The sequence below is a fragment of the Kitasatospora sp. NPDC059327 genome, assembly GCF_042752535.1.
GTDB lineage: Bacteria > Actinomycetota > Actinomycetes > Streptomycetales > Streptomycetaceae > Kitasatospora.
Genome location: NZ_JBHYYB010000005.1, coordinates 205,941 through 223,897, shown reverse-complemented (window position 1 = coordinate 223,897; position 17,957 = coordinate 205,941). Strand labels below are relative to the sequence as shown.

At 75.3% G+C, this 17,957-nt stretch carries 11 protein-coding genes; 5 read left to right on the top strand and 6 right to left on the bottom strand.

Annotated elements, in window-relative coordinates:
• Positions 1-35 precede the first annotated feature (35 nt).
• The 3 genes from ACFXHB_RS05615 to ACFXHB_RS05605 form a co-directional block, all read right to left on the bottom strand.
• Positions 36-2,513 carry a hypothetical protein gene (locus tag ACFXHB_RS05615; protein WP_380572359.1) on the bottom strand — a complete coding sequence of 826 codons (2,478 nt, stop codon included), beginning with the start codon at positions 2,511-2,513 and terminating at the stop codon, positions 36-38.
• Positions 2,514-2,720: 207 nt separating this feature from the next.
• On the bottom strand, positions 2,721-4,286 hold the full coding sequence (locus ACFXHB_RS05610; protein WP_380572357.1) for a lipase maturation factor family protein: 1,566 nt from the start codon (positions 4,284-4,286) through the stop codon (positions 2,721-2,723).
• Between the two features lie 407 nt (positions 4,287-4,693).
• A complete protein-coding gene (locus ACFXHB_RS05605; protein WP_380572356.1) occupies positions 4,694-5,767 on the bottom strand; it encodes a GAF domain-containing protein in 1,074 nt (357 codons plus the stop codon).
• Positions 5,768-6,175: 408 nt separating this feature from the next.
• On the opposite strand from ACFXHB_RS05605, the gene ACFXHB_RS05600 reads away from it, so the two are divergent.
• From ACFXHB_RS05600 to ACFXHB_RS05580, 5 genes are all read left to right on the top strand, one after another.
• Complete coding sequence (locus ACFXHB_RS05600) at positions 6,176-7,450, top strand: acyl-CoA dehydrogenase family protein (RefSeq protein ID WP_380572380.1); 1,275 nt, start codon at positions 6,176-6,178, stop codon at positions 7,448-7,450.
• Positions 7,451-7,872: 422 nt separating this feature from the next.
• On the top strand, positions 7,873-9,819 hold the full coding sequence (locus tag ACFXHB_RS05595; protein ID WP_380572355.1) for a sensor histidine kinase: 1,947 nt from the start codon (positions 7,873-7,875) through the stop codon (positions 9,817-9,819).
• Positions 9,819-10,163: a roadblock/LC7 domain-containing protein gene (locus tag ACFXHB_RS05590; protein WP_380572353.1), complete on the top strand. Its 345-nt coding sequence runs from the start codon at positions 9,819-9,821 to the stop codon at positions 10,161-10,163. The genes ACFXHB_RS05595 and ACFXHB_RS05590 overlap by 1 nt, the downstream gene beginning before the upstream one ends.
• A complete protein-coding gene (locus ACFXHB_RS05585; protein ID WP_380572352.1) occupies positions 10,160-10,540 on the top strand; it encodes a DUF742 domain-containing protein in 381 nt (126 codons plus the stop codon). The genes ACFXHB_RS05590 and ACFXHB_RS05585 overlap by 4 nt, the downstream gene beginning before the upstream one ends.
• 70 nt (positions 10,541-10,610) lie before the next feature.
• Positions 10,611-11,168: an ATP/GTP-binding protein gene (locus tag ACFXHB_RS05580; protein WP_380572379.1), complete on the top strand. Its 558-nt coding sequence runs from the start codon at positions 10,611-10,613 to the stop codon at positions 11,166-11,168.
• An 89-nt stretch (positions 11,169-11,257) separates the two neighbouring features.
• On the opposite strand, the gene ACFXHB_RS05575 is transcribed toward ACFXHB_RS05580, so the two are convergent.
• From ACFXHB_RS05575 to ACFXHB_RS05565, 3 genes are all read right to left on the bottom strand, one after another.
• Positions 11,258-11,743, bottom strand: a complete 486-nt coding sequence (locus ACFXHB_RS05575; RefSeq protein ID WP_380572350.1) for a MarR family winged helix-turn-helix transcriptional regulator — start codon at positions 11,741-11,743, stop codon at positions 11,258-11,260.
• A gap of 211 nt (positions 11,744-11,954) precedes the next feature.
• On the bottom strand, positions 11,955-13,979 hold the full coding sequence (locus tag ACFXHB_RS05570) for a hypothetical protein (protein ID WP_380572348.1): 2,025 nt from the start codon (positions 13,977-13,979) through the stop codon (positions 11,955-11,957).
• Positions 13,976-17,953: a DUF5682 family protein gene (locus ACFXHB_RS05565; RefSeq protein WP_380572346.1), complete on the bottom strand. Its 3,978-nt coding sequence runs from the start codon at positions 17,951-17,953 to the stop codon at positions 13,976-13,978. The genes ACFXHB_RS05570 and ACFXHB_RS05565 overlap by 4 nt, the downstream gene beginning before the upstream one ends.
• Between the last annotated feature and the right edge of the window lie 4 nt (positions 17,954-17,957).

Below are 17,957 nucleotides of genomic sequence, written 5' to 3'. Positions count from 1 at the left end.
ACCGCCCCTACCGGGCCCCTCGGTGGTGCTGTGGATCAGCCGCGCGCGGCCGTCACGGCGGCGCCCAGCGCCTCCTTGATACGCGGGCCGAGGCGGGCGAAGCCCAGCTCCTTCATCGCCGCCCGCAGCAGCTCCTCGTCGCTGCGGCCGACTCCGTCCCCGTCCAGCCACCGGACGACGGCGAGCAGTTCGTCGGCCGAGTAGGCGGTCACCGGACGGCCCGGCGTGAAGTCGGGCTTCTCGGGCCGGCCGGCCGGAACCGCCTCGGCGGCCTCGACCACCTCGACGGCGGGCTCGGGCTCGGCAACGGGCTCGGGCTCGGCCACCTCGGCCGGGGCCTCCACCACGGCCTCCGCCGCCTCAGCCTCGACGACCGTCTCAACGGACGCGGGCTCGGCCTCTGCCTCTGCCTCCGCCTCGACAGCCGGCTCGACGGCCACCGGCTCCTCAACCACCGACGCGGACTCGGGCTCGACGACCTCGGCCGGGGCCTCCACCACGGCCTCCGCCGCCTCAGCCTCGATGACCGTCTCAGCGGACTCGGACGCGGGCTCGGGCTCGGCCTCGACAGCCGGCTCGACGGCCACCGGCTCCTCGACCACCTCGGCAACGGGCTCGGACTCGACGACCTCGGCCGGGGCCTCCACCACGGCCTCCGCCGCCTCAGCCTCGACGACCGTCTCAACGGACGCGGACGCGGACGCGGACGCGGGCTCGGCCTCTGCCTCTGCCTCTGCCTCGACAGCCGGCTCGACGGCCACCGGCTCCTCAACCACCTCGGCAACGGACTCGGACTCGACGACAGTCTCGGGCTCGACCGACTCGGGCTCGGTCTCCTCGACCGCGGTCACCTCGGCAACCGACGCGTCCTCGACAACGGGAACGGCGGCCTCGACGTCGGTGTCGGTGCCGGCCGCCAGATCAACCGGAGCCGTCTCAGGGTCGGCAGCCTCGGGCTCGGCCTCGGGCTCGGCCTCGGGCTCGACAGCCTCGGCCGACTCGGCCACGGCGGATGCTTCGACCTTGACCTCGACCTCGGCAACGGGCTCGGCCGGCTCGGATTCGGCAACCGGCTCGACGACCGCCTCGGCAACCGGCGCGTCCTCGACAACGGGCTCGACGACCTCCGACCGGTCGTCCTCCAGCGCCGTCGGCTCGACCTCGACCTCGGCCTGCGCCGGACCGGCCGGAGCGGCGTCCACCAGATCGTCCGCAGCGGGCGACGGCGACGGGAGCGAGACAACGAGCGGCCGGGCCTCGGCGGGCTCCTCGGCCGTGGGCTCGTCCGCCTCGGTCTCGGCCTCCGCCGCGACCTCCGGCTCCGCCACCACATCGGCATCGGCATCGGCAGAGTCGACGCGCTCGGCCACCGGCTCGGCCTCGCTCTCGGGCTCGGCCTTGACCTCAACAGCCGTCTCTTCGACGACCGTTTCCTCGTTGGTCGCCTCTTCGACGACCGTTTCCTCGTCGGTTGCGGCGTCGACGACAGCTTCCTCGGGGGTCGTCTCCTCGGAGATCTCCTCGGAGACCGTCTCCTCCGTCGCCGTCAGCCCGTCACGCTGGCCGCCGGCCAGGGCCTGGCGGGCGCCGTAGGCGGCCTCGGCGGCGCGGCGGTCGGCGCGGGCGGCGGCGAGCTCGGCGAGCAGGTCGGTGAGCCCGGCCTCCTCCAGGGTGGTCCGCAGCGAGCGGATGGTCGGGAGGCGGTAGAGCGTGCCTTCGTCCGCCGCCAGGCGCTCCACCAGGTCGATGAGCTCGGGGAACGGCAGGGCTTCCAGGTCGTGCTCGGGCAGCAGCCGGGCGAGGTCGCGCAGTCCGGTGCCGATCGTCTCGAAGGCCGCCGCGGTCCGCTCCGCCGACGGGCCGTCGACGGGCGGGACGGGCAGCGCGCCCGAGGGGGCGAGGACGGCCCAGGCCCGGCGCTCGATCTTGGCGGAGGAGAGCGCCTCGTGCAGTTCCTCGGGGCGGACCTTGCGCCCTCCGACGACCAGGGCCGCGGCCTGCTTGCGCAGCCCGCGAGCGCGCAGGAACGACAGCTTGACGCCGTTCTCGCGGCGCCAGGCGCGGTCGGCCGTGGCGGCGGCGAGGGCGTCCAGGTCGGCGTCGTACGCGGCGACGACCAGGGTGGCGGAGGTCTGGTGGACGCGCTGGAGCGTTTCGGCGAACAGCGCCGCGACGGCGATGCTGCCGGGCACCTCGATCTTGGCGTCGGCGGCCAGCGCGGTGACGGCCTCCCAGGTCTGCTGGAGGTCGCTGCCGCGCAGCTCGGCGAGGGCGGTGGAGGCGGCGCGGGCGTCCTCGGGGGTGGCGACCGTGTCGACGGCCGCGTACCAGGCGTGGGTGCCGGCGGTGAGGGTGAAGGCACCGAGTTCGGCGTAGCGGCCGAGGTCGTCCCGGAGGCCGGTCTCCGCCGTGGCCGCCTGGCCGCGGTTCTGCTCCGGGTCCGTGGCGTCCTTGGCGTCTGCGGCGGCCTTGGCGTCTACGGCGTCGGCGTTGCGCGAGTGAAGCACTGTCATGTGAGGTCCGGTTCTGGGCGACTGCGGCGGGGCGGGCGTCGAGGGGACGGCGGACCGGGTGCGCACGGAGGCCCCGGCGGGAGGGGCTGGGGGATGCGCGGTCGGGCTGCCGGTTGTGGAGGCCAAGAATACGGGTGCCCGTTCGAGCCTTGCACGCACCCACCGCCCGACGGACCGGTGTGGCGTGCCACACCGCCCGCCCGGCCGCTACTCGGGAGGGCCGGGCGGGTGGTGCGGCGCGGGGCCGGGCGGGTGACGCGGTCGGCGGCGCAGCCCGTCCAGGGGGACCGTACGGCTCCGGCGGCCGAGCGGCGGCCGGTGACCGGAACGAGTGAGGGTGTCAAGGCTGACCGGCGCGAGGTACTCGTGCGGCGCGGTCCGGTGCCACCACGCGCCGGTGGTCCGCAGTTCGTGCCAGTCGGTGAAACGGTAGTGGTGGAGCGTCGCCCGGACGTGGGTCGGCGGGGCGTCCGGGAACGGGTTGTGGCGCAGCAGCCGCAGCGTGGCCGGGTCGTTCGCCAGCAACCGGGCGACGAAGGGCAGGAACCAGGGTCGGGCGTACGCGGGCGAGAGGGCGGCGAACCACATTATCCAGTCCAGCCGCAGATGGTAGGGGGCGTACTGACGCGGAAGGCGGCGTACGTCACCGGGTTTGCCCTTGAATCCGTACTCGTGCCAGACGGTCCGCGGGGTGACGGTGGGCTCGTCGGTGCCCTCGACCACCACCTCCTGGCGGATCCGGCTGACGCTGCCGAAGGCACCGTAGGTGTTGACCAGATGAAGCCGGTTGAACGATCGGTTCATCACCTGTTCACGGGAGAGCATGTTCCGGACCGGCCAGTAGCTCAGCCCGACGACGGCGAGGGTCACCGCCGTCGCCAGGGCTTCGAACCAGCCGGGGGTGCCCTGGTAGGTCCGGGCGTGGACGGGCAGACCGAGCCGGGCCGGGTCCACGGCGGCGAGGGCGAGGGTGATGGTGAGCCAGTTCAGCCAGGCGAAGTTGCCCGAGGCGACCAGCCAGAGCTGGGTCACCACGACGACGACGGCGGCCCAGGAGGCGACCGGTTGCGGGAGGAAGAGGGCGACCGGCACCACCAACTGGGTGACGTGGTTGGCGGCGGCCTCGACCCGGTGCAGCGGTGCGGGCAGGTGGTGGAAGAACCAGCTGAGCGGTCCGGGCATCGGCTGGGTCTCGTGGTGGTAGCGCAGACAGGTCAGGTCACGCCAGCACCGGTCGCCGCGCAGCTTGATCAGTCCCGCGCCGAACTCGACCCGGAAGACCAGCCAGCGCATCAGCCAGAGCACCGGGAGCGGTGGGGCGATGTCCGCGTTGCCGAGGAACACGGCGAGGAAGCCGGCTTCCAGCAGCAGGGACTCCCAGCCGAAGGAGTACCAGGTCTGGCCGACGTTGACGATCGACAGGTAGAGCACCCAGAGCACCGCCCACAGCGGCATCGACGCCCAGAGCGGGACGGCGTCGCCCAGCCCGGCGGCCAGGGCGGCGGAGAGACCCGCGCCGGTCCAGGACACGGCGGCGAAGAAGCGGTCGCTGTAGTGGAGGTGGAAGAGGCTCGGCGCCCGGCGGAACGGCACCCGCTCGGTGAAGCGGGGCACCGGAAGCATGCCCTCGGCGCCGATCAGGGCCCGGAACTGCGCGGCGGCGGCCGTGAAACCGGTCAGGTAGACGACGGCCAGCAGCCGTTGCACCAGCATCCGGCTCGGTCCGTACTCGGGTGCGGCGAACCAGCCGGCGAACCACTCCATGCGGCCCATGCCTACCATCGGCGGTCGTCGCGCGGCGCCCGTCCGGGGTACGGGGGCGGCCGGTTCACCCGCGCGGCGGCCGCGAGTCCGACTACGGCTACGGCGCCGACCACCACCGGGCGGCTACGGCCACGACCGGGGCACGGACCCGGCGGCTCCCGGAAAGCAGCGTGGTGGGGTCGCCTCTCCTCGGGGGTGAGAGGCGACCCCACCACGGTGGCGGGATCGGTGGACGTGACGTCGCTCGTGGACGTGGCGTCGCGGTGGCGGGCCGGCCGCGGTGGCCGGGCCGACAGCCGCGGCAGCGGTCGTGCTCAAGTGTCGTGGTCGGACGTCGTGGTCGTGGTTCGTGGGGCGTGATCGTGACAATGGCCGTGTTCGTGGCAGTGGGGGACGGGATGCGGAGGGCCCGGGGCTCAGCCGGGGAGAACCAGTCCGGCCTGCCCGGCGCCCAGTCCGTGGCGGCCGGTGGTGGCACCGCTCTGCTGGAGCCGGTCGACCAGCAGAGCTGCCAGGGTGCCCAGCTCCTCCTCGGTGCGGGACTGCGCGGTGACGTCCATCCCGGCGACGAGGACACCGCTGACCCGGCCGGTGCGCGCGGTCCGCTGCGGGGTGCAGGTGAAGCTGAAGATCTGGTGGATCCGCTGGGCGTCCGGCCGGGTGGACTGGAAACGGACGTCGTTCAGGACGGTGGTCCGGCCGCTGTGGTAGGCCTCGGTGACCGCCTGCTCCAGCCCGGCCGCGGCGAGCTGCGGGTAGGCCCGACCGATCGGGCCGGGGGCCGCCGCCGCGCCGAAGAGCTCGGCGTGCCGGGGGTTGGCGTACCGGATCTCCTGATCGGGACCGTGGGTGAGCACGATCGGGAACGGCGATCCGTCGAAGGCCGCGAACATCTCCTGCTGCTGGGCGATCAGGTGGTCGCGCAGCCGGATCTCGGAGAGCAGCGCCTCGGCGAGGTGCTGGATGTCGCGCAGCCGCTCGCGGCCCCACGGGCGGGGCTCGCGGTCGAGGACGCAGACGGTGCCGATGACCGTGTTGGTGTCGTCGACCAGCGGGGCGCCGAGGTAGGAGCGCACCCCCAGCTCGTCGACGACCGGGTTCCCGGCGAACCGGGGGTAGGCGAGGATGTCGTCGAGCGCCAGCGGGGAGCGCTGGGCGACCACGTGCGGGCAGAAGCCGTGGCTCAGCGGCATCTCCCGGGTGGGCAGGTCGAAGGCGATCCCCCGGTCGGCCCAGGAGCAGCCGGTGTCGCCCGCGGCGTCGGCGGAGTTTGGCGGAATGAAGAGCCCCCGGAACATCTGCCGCTCGTCGTTGATGAAGTTGACCATGGCGATGGGGGCGCGGGTGAGGCTGGCGGCCAGGTGGGCGAAGCGGTCGAAGGCCTCGTCCACCGTGGGTTCGTTGAGGCCCAGGTCGCGCAGCCTGCGGGTCCGGTCGGACTCGCCGGCGACACCCGGGGGATGGCCTTGAGTGCTCATCACATCAGTCATGGCGCACATGTAATCAGACCTCCGTCGCGATCCGCGCTCCCGGCCCACCCGGCTTTCGTGCCTGATGGACGGTCACACCGACACCTGACGGAACGTCCGGCGAAGTGGCGGAACGGGGGATGATCAATCCCCCGCGAAGGAGCCTTTCAATCCTCCTCCGTTCCCGGGCGATCCCTTTCACGCCAATCCAAGATCGACTATGGAGAGGGCAGGATCGTCATACGACAATGAGCCCTGCCGAAAATACGGACGGTTTCCGTCAGGATCCCGCCTCGCACTTCCGCGCGCACCGGCTGCATCGGGGCAACCGGCCGCCATCTCATCACCCCCACCCTTGGGCGGCCGGAGCGGTTCGGCTGCACGGACGGAGGCACGACCACCCCGAAATCGAGAGGACCCAGCATGGCGATGGACTACTTCACCGACGAACGACACGAGAGCCTCCGCGCGGAGGTACGTGAGTTCGCGGAGAAGGAAGTGCGCCCGCAGGTGGCCAGAATGGAGGCCGACCGCACGGTCGAGGTCGAAATCTCCCGCGAGATCGCCCACCGCGGCTGGATCGGGGCCACCATCCCGCGGGCCTTCGGCGGGCTGGGCCTCGGCCATCTCGCGAAGACGGTCATCCTGGAGGAACTGGCCCGGGTCAGCGGCGCGATGGGCGCGATGACCCAGGCCTCCCAGCTCGGTGTCGCCAAGGTCATCCACTTCGGCTCCGACACCCAACGCCGTTACTGGCTGCCCCGGATCGCCTCCGGCGAGGTACTGCCGACGATCGCCGTCACCGAGCCGGACTCGGGCGGCCACGTCCTCGGCATGACCGGCACCGCGCGGCGCGAGGGCGACGAGTACGTACTCGACGGCCGCAAGTGGTTCGTCGGCAACTCCCACATCGGCGATGTGCACGGCGTGGTGCTCCGCACCGGCGAGGGCAACCGGGGCCTGTCGGCCTTCCTGGTCGAGAGCAGCCGCCCGGGCTTTCGCACCGGCAGCCTCGGCTCGCAGAGCGGCCTGCACGGCTTCAGCTTCGGCGAGATCGTCTTCGAGAACTGCCGGATTCCCGCCGCCAATCGGCTGGGCGAGGAGGGCCAGGGCCTGGACGTCGCCTACTCCTCCTCGACCCTGTACGGCCGGCTGAACCTGGCCGCCGTCGCCCTCGGCATCCACACGGCGATCGTGGAGGACACCGTGCGGTTCGCCGAAGGGCGGGTGTTGTACGGCAAGCCACTCTCGCAACTTCCCAACATCGCGCTCAAGTTGGGTGAGATGCAGTCCCGGCTGATGACCGCCAAGCTCGCCGCCTACCACGCCTCGCACCAGCTGGACCACGGCCGGCCCTGCGATCCCGAGTTGATGAACGCCAAGCTGATCAACACCGAGTTCGCGCTGGACTCCGCCCGGAACGCGATGGAGATCCACGCCGCCCGGGGCCTGCAGGCCGAGTTCCACATCGAGCGCTATCTGCGGGACGCCACCCACATCTACCCGCCGGCCGGCACCTCGGACGTCCAGCGGCTGCGGCTCGGCCAGGTGGCCTCGGGCACGTACGGCAAGCAATGGTCGGCGGAACTCTCCGACCTGACCAGTTGGGCCTGGGCCGAGCTGGCCCAGCGGGAGGCCCGGCTGGAGGCCGACGCCGCGCGCGCGGCCGGCGCCGCCCTGCTGCACATGCCACTGGCGGGCTGAACCGCCCCCCCGGAAGTACCGCGGACACCCGGAACCGGCCCACGCCCGGCTTTCGGCCCTCCTCCGACTTCCCGTATTTGACCTGTTCCTGACGGCTTTCCGGAGACCTCCCCTCAGGCTCCCGGGAGGCAGTCGACGATCGGGGCCATCGCTCTGACCTGCCCGAACGCGTCGTTCGACGGCCGCCCCACCGGCCCGCGAACGCGTCACCAACCGCTTACATATCGTCAGTTGATATTGCGAGAGGGCCTCCTGGGGCTGATAGCGTGCCTGACGTCGGCGGCCGTGCTGCACCGCTCGGACGGTGACACCACGTCACCTTGTCCGGCCCCCTCCGGGGCACCGCCGGCCGTGGCGCTCCGGGATCCCGGTCTGGACCGGGCACGGGCGAACCCGCCGTTGGCCCCGCACCAAGGAATCAGATGCCAGGCATATCGGCCCCGCGCACGGGCCACCGCGCCGGCCGGTCCGGCTCGCTGCGCCGCTCTCTCCTCGCTCTCGTGCTGGTCCCCGGTCTCGGCCTCGCCGCCACCTGGGGGTACGCCCTCTACCTGCTGCGCGACGCCGGTCACCGGATCGCCCTGTCGGCCGTCAGCGCGGCCGTCGTCGTCCTCCTGCTCTGGAGCCTGGTCCGCGGGATCCGGCTGGCCAGGGCGGTGTCCGCCCGGCTCCTCGGCCTGCGGGCCGACGCCCTCGCCGTCGCCCAGCGCGAGATCCCCCAGGTGGTCAGCCGGCTCCGGAACGGCGAAGCCGTCCCGCCGCCGCCCTCCTGGTCCCCCTCCCGGCGCGCCGGCGACGAACTCCAGCAGGCCGCCGAGAGCGTCGCCGCCGTCCGCACCGCCGCCCTCACCGCCATCGTCCACCAGGCCCACGGGCGTGAGGGGACCAAGAAGGTCTTCCTCAACATCGCCCGCCGCACCCAGATCCTGCTCCACCGTCAGATCAGCATGCTGGACGCGCTGGAGCGCGAGCACGAGGACCCCGAGCTGCTGCGCGAGCTGTTCGCCGTCGACCACCTCGCCACCCGGATGCGGCGCAACGCCGAGAACCTCGTCATCCTCGGCGGCGCGCTGCCGGCACGACGCTGGCGCAACGCCGTCCCGGTGGTCAACGTGCTGCGCAGCGCCGTCTCGGAGACGGAGAACTACTCCCGGGTCGTCGTCCAGGGCATCCCGCGCGTCTCGCTCGGCGGGCAGGCCGTCGCCGACGTCATCCATCTGGTCGCCGAACTGATCGAGAACGGCACCACCTTCTCCCCGCCCTACACCAAGGTGCAGGTGTCCGCGCAGGAGGTTCAACGGGGGCTGGCCGTCGAGGTCGAGGACCGCGGACTCGGGATGAGCCCGGAGGAGTACGAGCGGCTCAACGCCTACCTGGCCGACCCGCCCGAGCTGGACGTCTCCGCGCTCGGCGACGACCTGCGCCTCGGTCTCTTCGTGGTGGCCAGGCTGGCCACCCGGCACCACATCCAGGTCACCCTGCGGTCCTCCCCCTACGGCGGGACGCGGGCCGTGGTGCTGGTGCCGTCGGCGCTGCTGGAACAGGCGGAGCTGCCCCCGTCCGTGAGCGGCCTGCCGTCCGGTGCCCGGGTGACCCGGACACCGGTGGTGGAGGCCGCCCCGGACCGGGACGGCGGACCGGGCACGGACCTGCTGGACACGGCGGGCGAGAGCGGCGGAAGTGGCGGCACCGGCGGGAGGGGCGGCACCGGCGAGGCGTTGTCGGGTGCGCTCGCCGAAGTCCTCGGCGGGCTGCTGGGCGCCGGACCGGCCGGGGTCGGGCCGGGGCCGTCGGCCCCTCCCGCCGCGGGCTCACCGATCCCCGGGCTGCCCGACGCGGTGGTCGTGACCCGGCCCGCGCTGCCGGGGCGCCACCACGGCCCGGCCGACGAACTCCCGACCGCGACCGCGGACGGCGGCCTCCCGGGCGGCGAGGGCCCGGCCGCCGGAGGCGCCGTCGTCGGGGGCCCTGTCGCCGACGGCTTCGGGAGCTCGGCGGGCGATCCCGCGCCCCCCGCTCGGGGCGACGTCCCGGAGGTCCGGTCCGGCCACGCCCCGGACGGCCTCCCGCCGACCCCGTCCGTCCTCCCCCGGCGGGTCCGGAACGCCGGCCTGGCCGAGCAGTTGCGCCAGGCGCACGCGCCCGCCGCCGTGCCGCCGCCCGATCCCGCAGCGGGCACCGGGCCGTCGGCCGTCGACGACACCGCGCCGGAGCGCTCCCGGGCCACCATGGCCGCCGTCCAGCGCGGCAGCCGGGCGGCCCGGGCGGCGAGCCCCTCGCCGGAACCGCCTCCCGCGCCTCCCACCCCTTCCGCAGGCGCCGCTCCCCCCGCAGCGCCCGCAGCGCCCGCAGCCGAGGAACAGTCGTGATGACGCGGCGCACCGATGCCGGGCGCGCTCTCAACCGGCCGCTGGACCAGCTGCCGGCGCGGGTCCCCGAGACCCGAAATGCCCTCGGCCGCTCCGCGGACGGCCTGTCGGTCGGCCTCTCCCGGGGCCCGGACCGGGCCGACCGGAAGCACCTCTCCGCCGCGGCCTCCGGCCTGCCGGGCCTGGCCCGGGGCACCGGGGACCGCGTCCACGGTGGCCGGGTCCGGCAGACGGTGATCGCGAGGGGCCGGCTGTTCCTGTGCGTCGCCACCGCCGGCCGGGGCGCCGGAGTCGCCGTGCTGACCGGCGAGGCCGGCGACACCGATCCGGGGGGCGGTGCGTGACCGCGGGCGCCGAGGAGATCTGGTTCTTCGACCAGGACGCCGGCCCTCTGGTCCGCCCCTACGCCCTCACCAACGGCCGCACCGGCCCGCTCCGCACCGGCTTCACGTTGATCACCCTGGTGGTCGCCGCCGATCCGCGCACGGACACCACCCGGCTGTCACCCGAAGCGGCCGCGATCATCGAGCTGTGCCGCGAACGTCCGCTGGCCGTGGCCGAGATCGCGTCCGGCCTGGACCTGCCGGTGAGCGTGGTCAAGGTGGTGCTGGACGATCTGTGCGACGCCCGGCTGATCCTCACCAGAGCTCCCGTCCGGCCGGCGGACACCCCGGACGTCGCGCTGATCCGGGCCGTGATCGAGGGCGTCCGCCGGCTCTGACCGGACGGCCCACCCACCCCAGGAACACCACTCGTCCCCCTTCAGGAGAACCGAATTGACGATCCAGAGCATGGTGCCGGGCGCGGTCAAGATCCTCGTCGCCGGTGGCTTCGGCGTCGGCAAGACCACCATGGTCGGCTCGGTGAGCGAGATCGCGCCGTTGCGGACGGAGGAGCACCTGACCCAGGCCGGCATCGAGGTCGACAGCCTCGACGGCGTCCGGGAGAAATCCGCCACCACCGTCGCACTGGACTTCGGCCGGATCACCCTCCGGGCGGACCTCGTGCTCTACCTCTTCGGCACGCCCGGCCAGTTCCGGTTCTGGTTCATGTGGGACGACCTGGCGCTGGGCGCACTCGGTGCGATCGTGCTGGTCGACACCCGGCGGCTGGAAGCCGGCTTCGCCGCCGTGGACTTCTTCGAACAGCGCGGGATCCCGTTCGCCGTCGGCGTCAACTGCTTCCACGGGCGGCGCGACCGCACCGCCGAGGATGTCCGCCTGGCTCTGGACCTGGATCCCGGTGTCCCGGTCGTGCTCTGTGACGTCCGCGAGCGGGACTCCAGCAAGGAGCTGCTGCTCGCCCTGCTCGACCGGGTCCACCAGGAGGCCCTCGCCGAGAGCCGGTAACCGCCGCGACGGTGCCGGGGCGGCGCCGGCGGTGGGCCGGGCGGGCGGTGGGGCCGGTGGCCGGGGCCGGGACGGCGGTGCGCCCCCGGTCAGACGGCGGCCGGGACGGTGGCGGCGGCCGGGCCGGCCGGAGTGAGCTTGAGCTCCTCCAGGGCCCGCACCAGCGGGGCCAGCTCCGGTGTCCCGGTGGCCTTGGCCAGCGTCGCCTCCAGGGTCGCGTCGTGCACCGGTCGGGCGGCGGTGAGCAGTTGGCGGCCCTGCGGGGTCAGCTCGGTGTAGATGCCGCGCCGGTCGTCCACGCAGAGGAAGCGGCTGAGCAGGCCGCGGTCCTCCAGTCGGGTCACCAGACGGGTGGTCGCGCTGCTGCTCAGCGCCGCCGCCCGGGCCAGCTGCTGCATCCGCATGTGCCAGCCGTCCTGCCGCGAGAGTGCGTCGAGCACCGTGTACTCGACCACCGACAACTGGTGCTCGCTCTGGAGCGCCTTCTCCAGCGCCGCGTCGATGAGGCCGTGCAGGGCGGCGAGGGTACGCCAGCCGCAGGCGCGGATCTCGGCGGCATCGTCGTGGATACCCATGGCTCGCCCTTCCTCTTCCCTGTCCCGGGCCGGATCCCGGCCCGAGCTCGTACGCGGACTCGGACCCGGTCCCGGACCGGACCCCGTGGCCGGTCGGCCGACCGACCGGTCGCTCGTCCGACCTGGTCGACGGTGGTACGACAGGTCGAACGTTTTCCCGTCCCCCCAGTATGCCATTCGACGCGTTTTACCTGCCTGTGCAAATACTTTCTTATGACCCAGCCTTGACCTGATCCTGCCGTTGCCAGCCCCCCGCGCAGAGCGCCGAGGCCAACTCCTCGCCGTAGCAGGCCGCCGCCAACCACGCGGTGGTGAAGGCGGCGTGGTCGTCCGCCACGATCCGGCCGAAGACGTCGCGGGGGTGGTCCGCCGCCGCCGCGCGGAGCGCGTCCAGCAGGGCCGCCGCCGTGGTCAGACCGGCCGCGCGCAGCTCAGCCCCACCGGTGTCCGCCGTCCCCGCGCCGAGTGCGAGCCCCTGCCGCCCACCGGTCACCGCCTGCCCGACCCGGCGGGCCAGCAGGTGGACCGGGGCGGCGGGCCCGTCCGGGACGACCGGGACAGCGAGGGCCGCCCGGAGTGCCTCGGCGCCGGGGACCACCGCGGTGGCACCGGCGGGGGCACTCGCGGGAGGACCTTCGACGAGGGTGAGATCGGCGGTCTGCAGCCGTTCCAGGCCCAGGTTGACCCGCGCCGCCCGGTCGGCGGGCAGGGCGAGGGCCGGCTCCCCCGGCTCCGGACCGGTGGGTGGCGCACCCACCGCGAGCACCCTCAGCTCAGGCCGCTCGGCGCGCTCCAAGCGGCCGATCACCCGCAGCCGCAGGCCCGGCGCGGTGGCGAGCAGCGCCAGGTTGCCCCGGTGGGCCAGTCCGGGGTGGTCATGCGCCGCGCGGAGCGCGACCACCAGCCCCGCGCAGTCGGCGAGCAGCCGAGGTGGCCCGCCCGGCCCGTAGGGGGCGGCGCCGAGCAGCGTGACGTCCAGGAACAGCAGGTCGCTCCCGGCCGGCCGGGTATCGAACGGCAGTGCCTCCGCCGCCAGGGCCCGTTCCACCTGGACGGCCGGCGGCACCGCCCAGAGCCCGGCGAGCGGCTCCGCCGTCCACGCCGCACCGGCGGCCCGGACCGCCCGGACCGAGCTTCCCGCACCGAGCCGGCCGGTCGCGGACCGGGTGGCGCCCTGCACGGCCAGCCCCGCCCGGGTGAACTCGCGATGGCTGAGCAACGCGTCACCCAGCCGGACCGCCCGGTTCCCGGCCCCGACGGCCTGCGGCGCGGCGGCGGTCGGGTCGGCGTGCGGCATGACCTCCGCGACGGTGCTCAGCCGGCCGGTGGCGTCGACCGCCCAGGTGAGGACACCGGCATGGGTGGCGGTCAGCACCGGTTCGGCGAACAGCCCGTACAGCCGCAGCCCGCCCGCCTCGCGGTACGCCTGCCGAGCGGTCCCGCGCAGCGCGGCGCGGTCACCGCGCCCGGCGGTCAGGGTGGCGGTCAGGGCCGTGGTCAGGTCGAGCAGCTCGCGCAGGCCGGCGACCAGGGCGGCGAGCCGGTGGTCCGGCTCGCCCGAGCGGGCCGCCCGGACCCCGGTCACCACCGCGACCGCCACGGCGGCCGGCCGGTGGAGCCCGGCGAGCCGGGCCCGGTGGGCGGCGCGCAGCAGCTCCGCCTGGAGCACTGCGCCGGCCCCGGACACCCCCGCCGCCAGCACGGCCGCGGCGGCCCGGTGCAGGTGGCGGGCCGCCGCCTGCTCGGTCGGGGTCGGCGGCCCGCCGGAACCGGCATCGGCGGGGGCCGGGTCGGCAGGGGTCGGCGGCGCGCCGTGATCCGGCGCCCGTTCCACGCCCACCGCCGGGCGCGGCCCAGGGTCCGGATCGGGGTCGGGATCGGGGTCGGGGTCGGGGTGGGTGTCGACATCGGGGTCGGCATCGGCATCGGCCAACGGGCAGACCGTGACGGCCGCGGCCCGGTGGACGCAGGCCGGCGCCAGGAGGCAGCCGCAGCGGACATCGGCCTCGCCACGGACCACTCCGCCCGGCGCGTGCAGAACGAGCGCCGTCTCCTCGTCCACCTCGATCCGCCACTCGTCGCCGGACCGGCGCACCGGGCGGTCCGCCAGCTTGGCGGCCGCTCCGTCCAACCGCTTCTGCAGCCGGGCCGACAGGCCTGCCACCACCTCGGCGACCACCTCCGGCCGGACGGCCGGCCAGGCCGCATCGGGCCGCGCGATCTGCTGCTCTGTCATCGGACCTTCTCCCCCACCCAGCGGGCCAGTTCGAGCGGGCTCAGCGCCGCCACGGGCATCCCGGCCGCGACCAGTCGGCCCGCGACCGCCTTCGAGTAACGCGCCACCCCGGTGTCGTCCAGCGCGGCACAGCCGAGCAGGTGGCAGCCGGAGTCGACCAGGGCGCGGGTCTGTGCCAGCAGCCCACCGATCGGGCCGCCCTCCTCGAAGTCGCTGATCACCGCGACCAGCGTCCGGGAGGGCACCGTCACCAGCTCCCGCGCGTACTTCAGCCCGGTGGCGATGTGGGTGCCGCCGCCGATCCGGACCTCCAGGAGCAGGCCGAGCGGATCCTCCACCCGCTCGGTCAGATCGACGACCTCGGTGGAGAAGGCGACGAAGTGGGTGCTCAGGGACGGCACCCCGGCCAGGATCGAGGCGGTCAGCGCGGCCCAGACCGTGGACGCCTCCATCGACCCGGACACGTCCACCACCAGGATCAGCCGCCAGTCGGCCGCCTGACGGGCCCTGGTCCGGAAGACCGGACGGTCGGGAACGATCACCGTGCCGGACTCCGGCTCCCCCGGCCGGGCCGGGCGGGCGGTGGCCAGATTGGCCCGGATGGTCCGGTCGAGGTCGAGCCCACCACCGGGCCGCCGGCTCGGCCGCGGCACCCTGATCCCGGTGAGCGCCGGGCGGAGTCTGGTCGCCAGCTCCCGGGTGAGTTCGTCCACCAGGCGCCGCACCAGCGGGCGCAGCCCGGCGATCCGCGCCTCGGGCAGGCCGCCCGCGTGCTCCAGCACGGTGCGGAGCAGGTCGACGGACGGGCGGACCGCGCCCGGGTCGATCGCGTCCAGCGCGTCGGCCCGGCCCCGCCCCACGGCGGCGGCGAGCACCTCCTCGCGAATGCCCGGCCCGAACAGCGCGGTCAGCTCCTCGGACCACTCCCGCACGCCCGGATACGGCGCCTCGCGGCCGCCCCGGTCGCCGCCGGCGCCACCCCGGCCGTCCAGCCCGGGGCCGGAGCCCTCGCCGTGCCCGTTGCCGTACAACTCGTCGAGCGCGGTGGCGAGCCGCGCGGCCCGCCCGCCGAAGCCGCCGGAGCCCGGGCGACCGAGCAGCAACCGCCACCGCTCGGCGGGCGCGAGCGCGTGCGACGCCGAGGTGTCCGACGCCGAGCCACGCGACGCGGAGGTGTCCGACGCGGAGCCACGCGACGCCGAGGTGTCCGACGCCGAGCCACGCGACGCCGAGCCGAGGTCCGGTCCGGTGGCGGGCACCGGCCGGCCGGCGCGCTCAGGTCCGGCCGTCGGGCCGGCGGGTGTCCCGACCATCGGCCCGGCGAGGGGCGCCGGGAGCAGGCCGCGCCGGTCCAGGGCTGCGCGGGCGGCGAGGTCGGCGCGGGCCCAGGCGGCGAGCAGCGCGGGCGCGACGGTGTCCGACAGGGCGTGCAGCCGGCTGCCGAGCCGCTCCTCGACCAGGGTCAGCAACCGGTCACGGGCGGCCGGGGCAAGGGTGTCGAAGCCTCCGCGCAACGCGGGCAGCCGGTCCAGGAAGGCGGTGTCGGGCAGCGCGGTGACCCGCTCCAGCACCGGTTCGAGCGCCTCGGGCGCGGTGGCGAACAACCCTTCGGCCGCCGTCAGCAGGCCGACCAGCGAGCGGCCGAGGGCGTGCCGGGTACCGGCATCGGTGGCCCCGTCGACCCAGGAGGCCGCGCGACCGCCGAAGACCGCCGAACCGTCCTGCCCGAGCAGGACCCGCACCGCCCCTGCCGCGCCCCGGATCAACGGACTCCCGCCGTCGGCGAGTTCGGCCAGTGTGTGGCCGAGCCGCACCCCACCGGACAGGTCGGCCCGGCGGGCCAGCTCCACCAGGGCCCGGGCGTCCGCCGGATCGTCCGACCCGCCCAGCCCCTCCAGTTGGCGCACCGCCGCGTCGGTCAGCAGCGCGCCCGCCGACACGAGCGCTTCCAGTCGCCCGTCGGACCGGCTGTCGGACCGGCCGTCGGACCGGCCGTCGGACGGCGCGGCCGGATCGGACGGGCCACCCGGCAGGGCCTCCTCGGGAGCGAGGCCGGGGATGTGGCCGGCGGCGATGCGGTCCAGCAGAGCCAGGGCGTCCAGGAGTTCGGGGAGCGTGCCGCCCTGCGGGAGGACGGAGGTGAGCTGGGCGAGACGGGTGTCGGCGAGCACGGGCAGACCGCAGGCGGCGGCGTCGGCGAGGCCCTGGAGCACCTCGCGGGCGGTCGGGCCGTCGGCCTGCTGCTCGCGGCGCAGCCGCTCCCGCAGCGCGCCCTCGGCCGCCTGGGCCGGCGTGACGCCGCGGGTGCCGGCGACCGTCAGCATGGCGGCGACGGCCGGGGTCCACCCCACCCGCCAGCGGGCGCCGAGCGTCTCCGTGCCGCCCGCGCCGACCCCCGCCACCGGTTCGCCGTACGGGACGCCGCAGACGGTGAGCCGGTGCAGGAGCAGGTCGCGACGGCGGTCGAGCGGTGAGCGCAGCGGGTCCAGCCGGAGTTCGCGCGGGGCGGCGTCGGCGGTGTCGCCCGGCCCGGGGAGGCCGAGGTCGGTGAGGGCCGCCTCGACGGCGGGCGCGAGGCCGCTGCGGGGGGCACCGGGCGCGGCCCGCCCGGTCCGGGTGCCGACCAGGACGCGCTCCAGCGCGCGGGCGACGGCCCGGCCCCGGCCGAACGGCTCCCCCTGGGCGAGCACGGTCTGGACGGCCTCGACCAGTTCGCCCCGGCCCGGGACGGCCAGCCCGCGCAGCCGTGCGAGGTCTCCGGCGAGCCGGACGATCTCCCGGGCGTCGGCCGGGCCCGAGGGGTGGTCCTGGAGGCGCAGGGCCTGGCAGATGCGCACCGCGGTGTCGGTCAACGCCTCGGCGAGCCGGTCCGGATCGCCTCCCGCGTCGAGCACGGTGTGCTGCCACTCGGGGTCGCGGATGCCGGCCGGGTAGCCGGAGCGGGCGTCCAGCAGGGGGTAGGTGTAGGGGATCAGCGAGACGACGTGGCCGTCGTCCGCCGCCGCGCCCGCGTCGCCGTCCCCGTCCGCGTCCCCGTCCTCGGGGTCGCCCGCGCCGTCGAGCAGCGCGGGCGCGTGGAAGGCTCCGACCACGGCGGTGACCCGCCGCCCGCCGCCCGCGGCGGCCTGGATCCGCGCGCGCATCCAGGCCTCGCGCCGCAGGTCGTACGGGTCGACGCCGTCGCCCTGGGCGGCGTCGCGCCGCATCGCCCAGCCGACCAGCAGCGCGGCGCGGCGGACGGCCTCCGGGCTGGAGCCGGGGGCGGCCGTCTCGACCAGGCGGTCCCAGAGGTCATCGTCGTCGTCCCGCCCGGTGAGACGGTGGCGCAGCGCGTCGGCGACGCCGGGACCCCCGCCCGCAGCCGGCCGCCCGCTCTCCCGGCGGGCCGAGGCCCGCCGGGAGAGCGGCAGGTCGCAGGCCAGGACCGGGACACCGTTGCGACGGGCCCAGCGCAGCGCGGCCAGCTCCGGGGAGAAGTCGGCGAACGGGTAGAAGGCCGGACCGGCCGTCCCCTCGCCCACGCCGTCCCCGGACGTGCCCGGGGCGGCGGCCAGGGCGACCGGCGCCCGGGTGGCTTCGTCGGCCAACCAGCCCAGCCAGGGCTGGAACTCGGTGGGCAGCTCGACCAGCACCACCTCGGGCCGGGCCGCGTCGAGCAGCGCGGGCACCACCGCGCTGAGCGACGGCGCATGGTGCCGGACCCCGATCAGGTACGGCCCGGGCCGGCCGGCTCCGGAGGCGGCCAACCGCGCCGCCTCCGCCTCGACCAGCCCGCGGGGGTCGCCGTGGTCAGCGGCCGTACCGGGCCCGCCGAGGTCCGCTCCCCCGGCACCGGGGCCACCGGCCACCGAACCGCCGGACACCGCCCCACCGACCCCCGAACCGCCGGGCACCGCCCCACCGGACACCGCCCCGTCGGACGGCGGACCGCCCGCTGTCACACCGCCGGGCGTCACCGCGCTGCTCCTCGTCATCGCC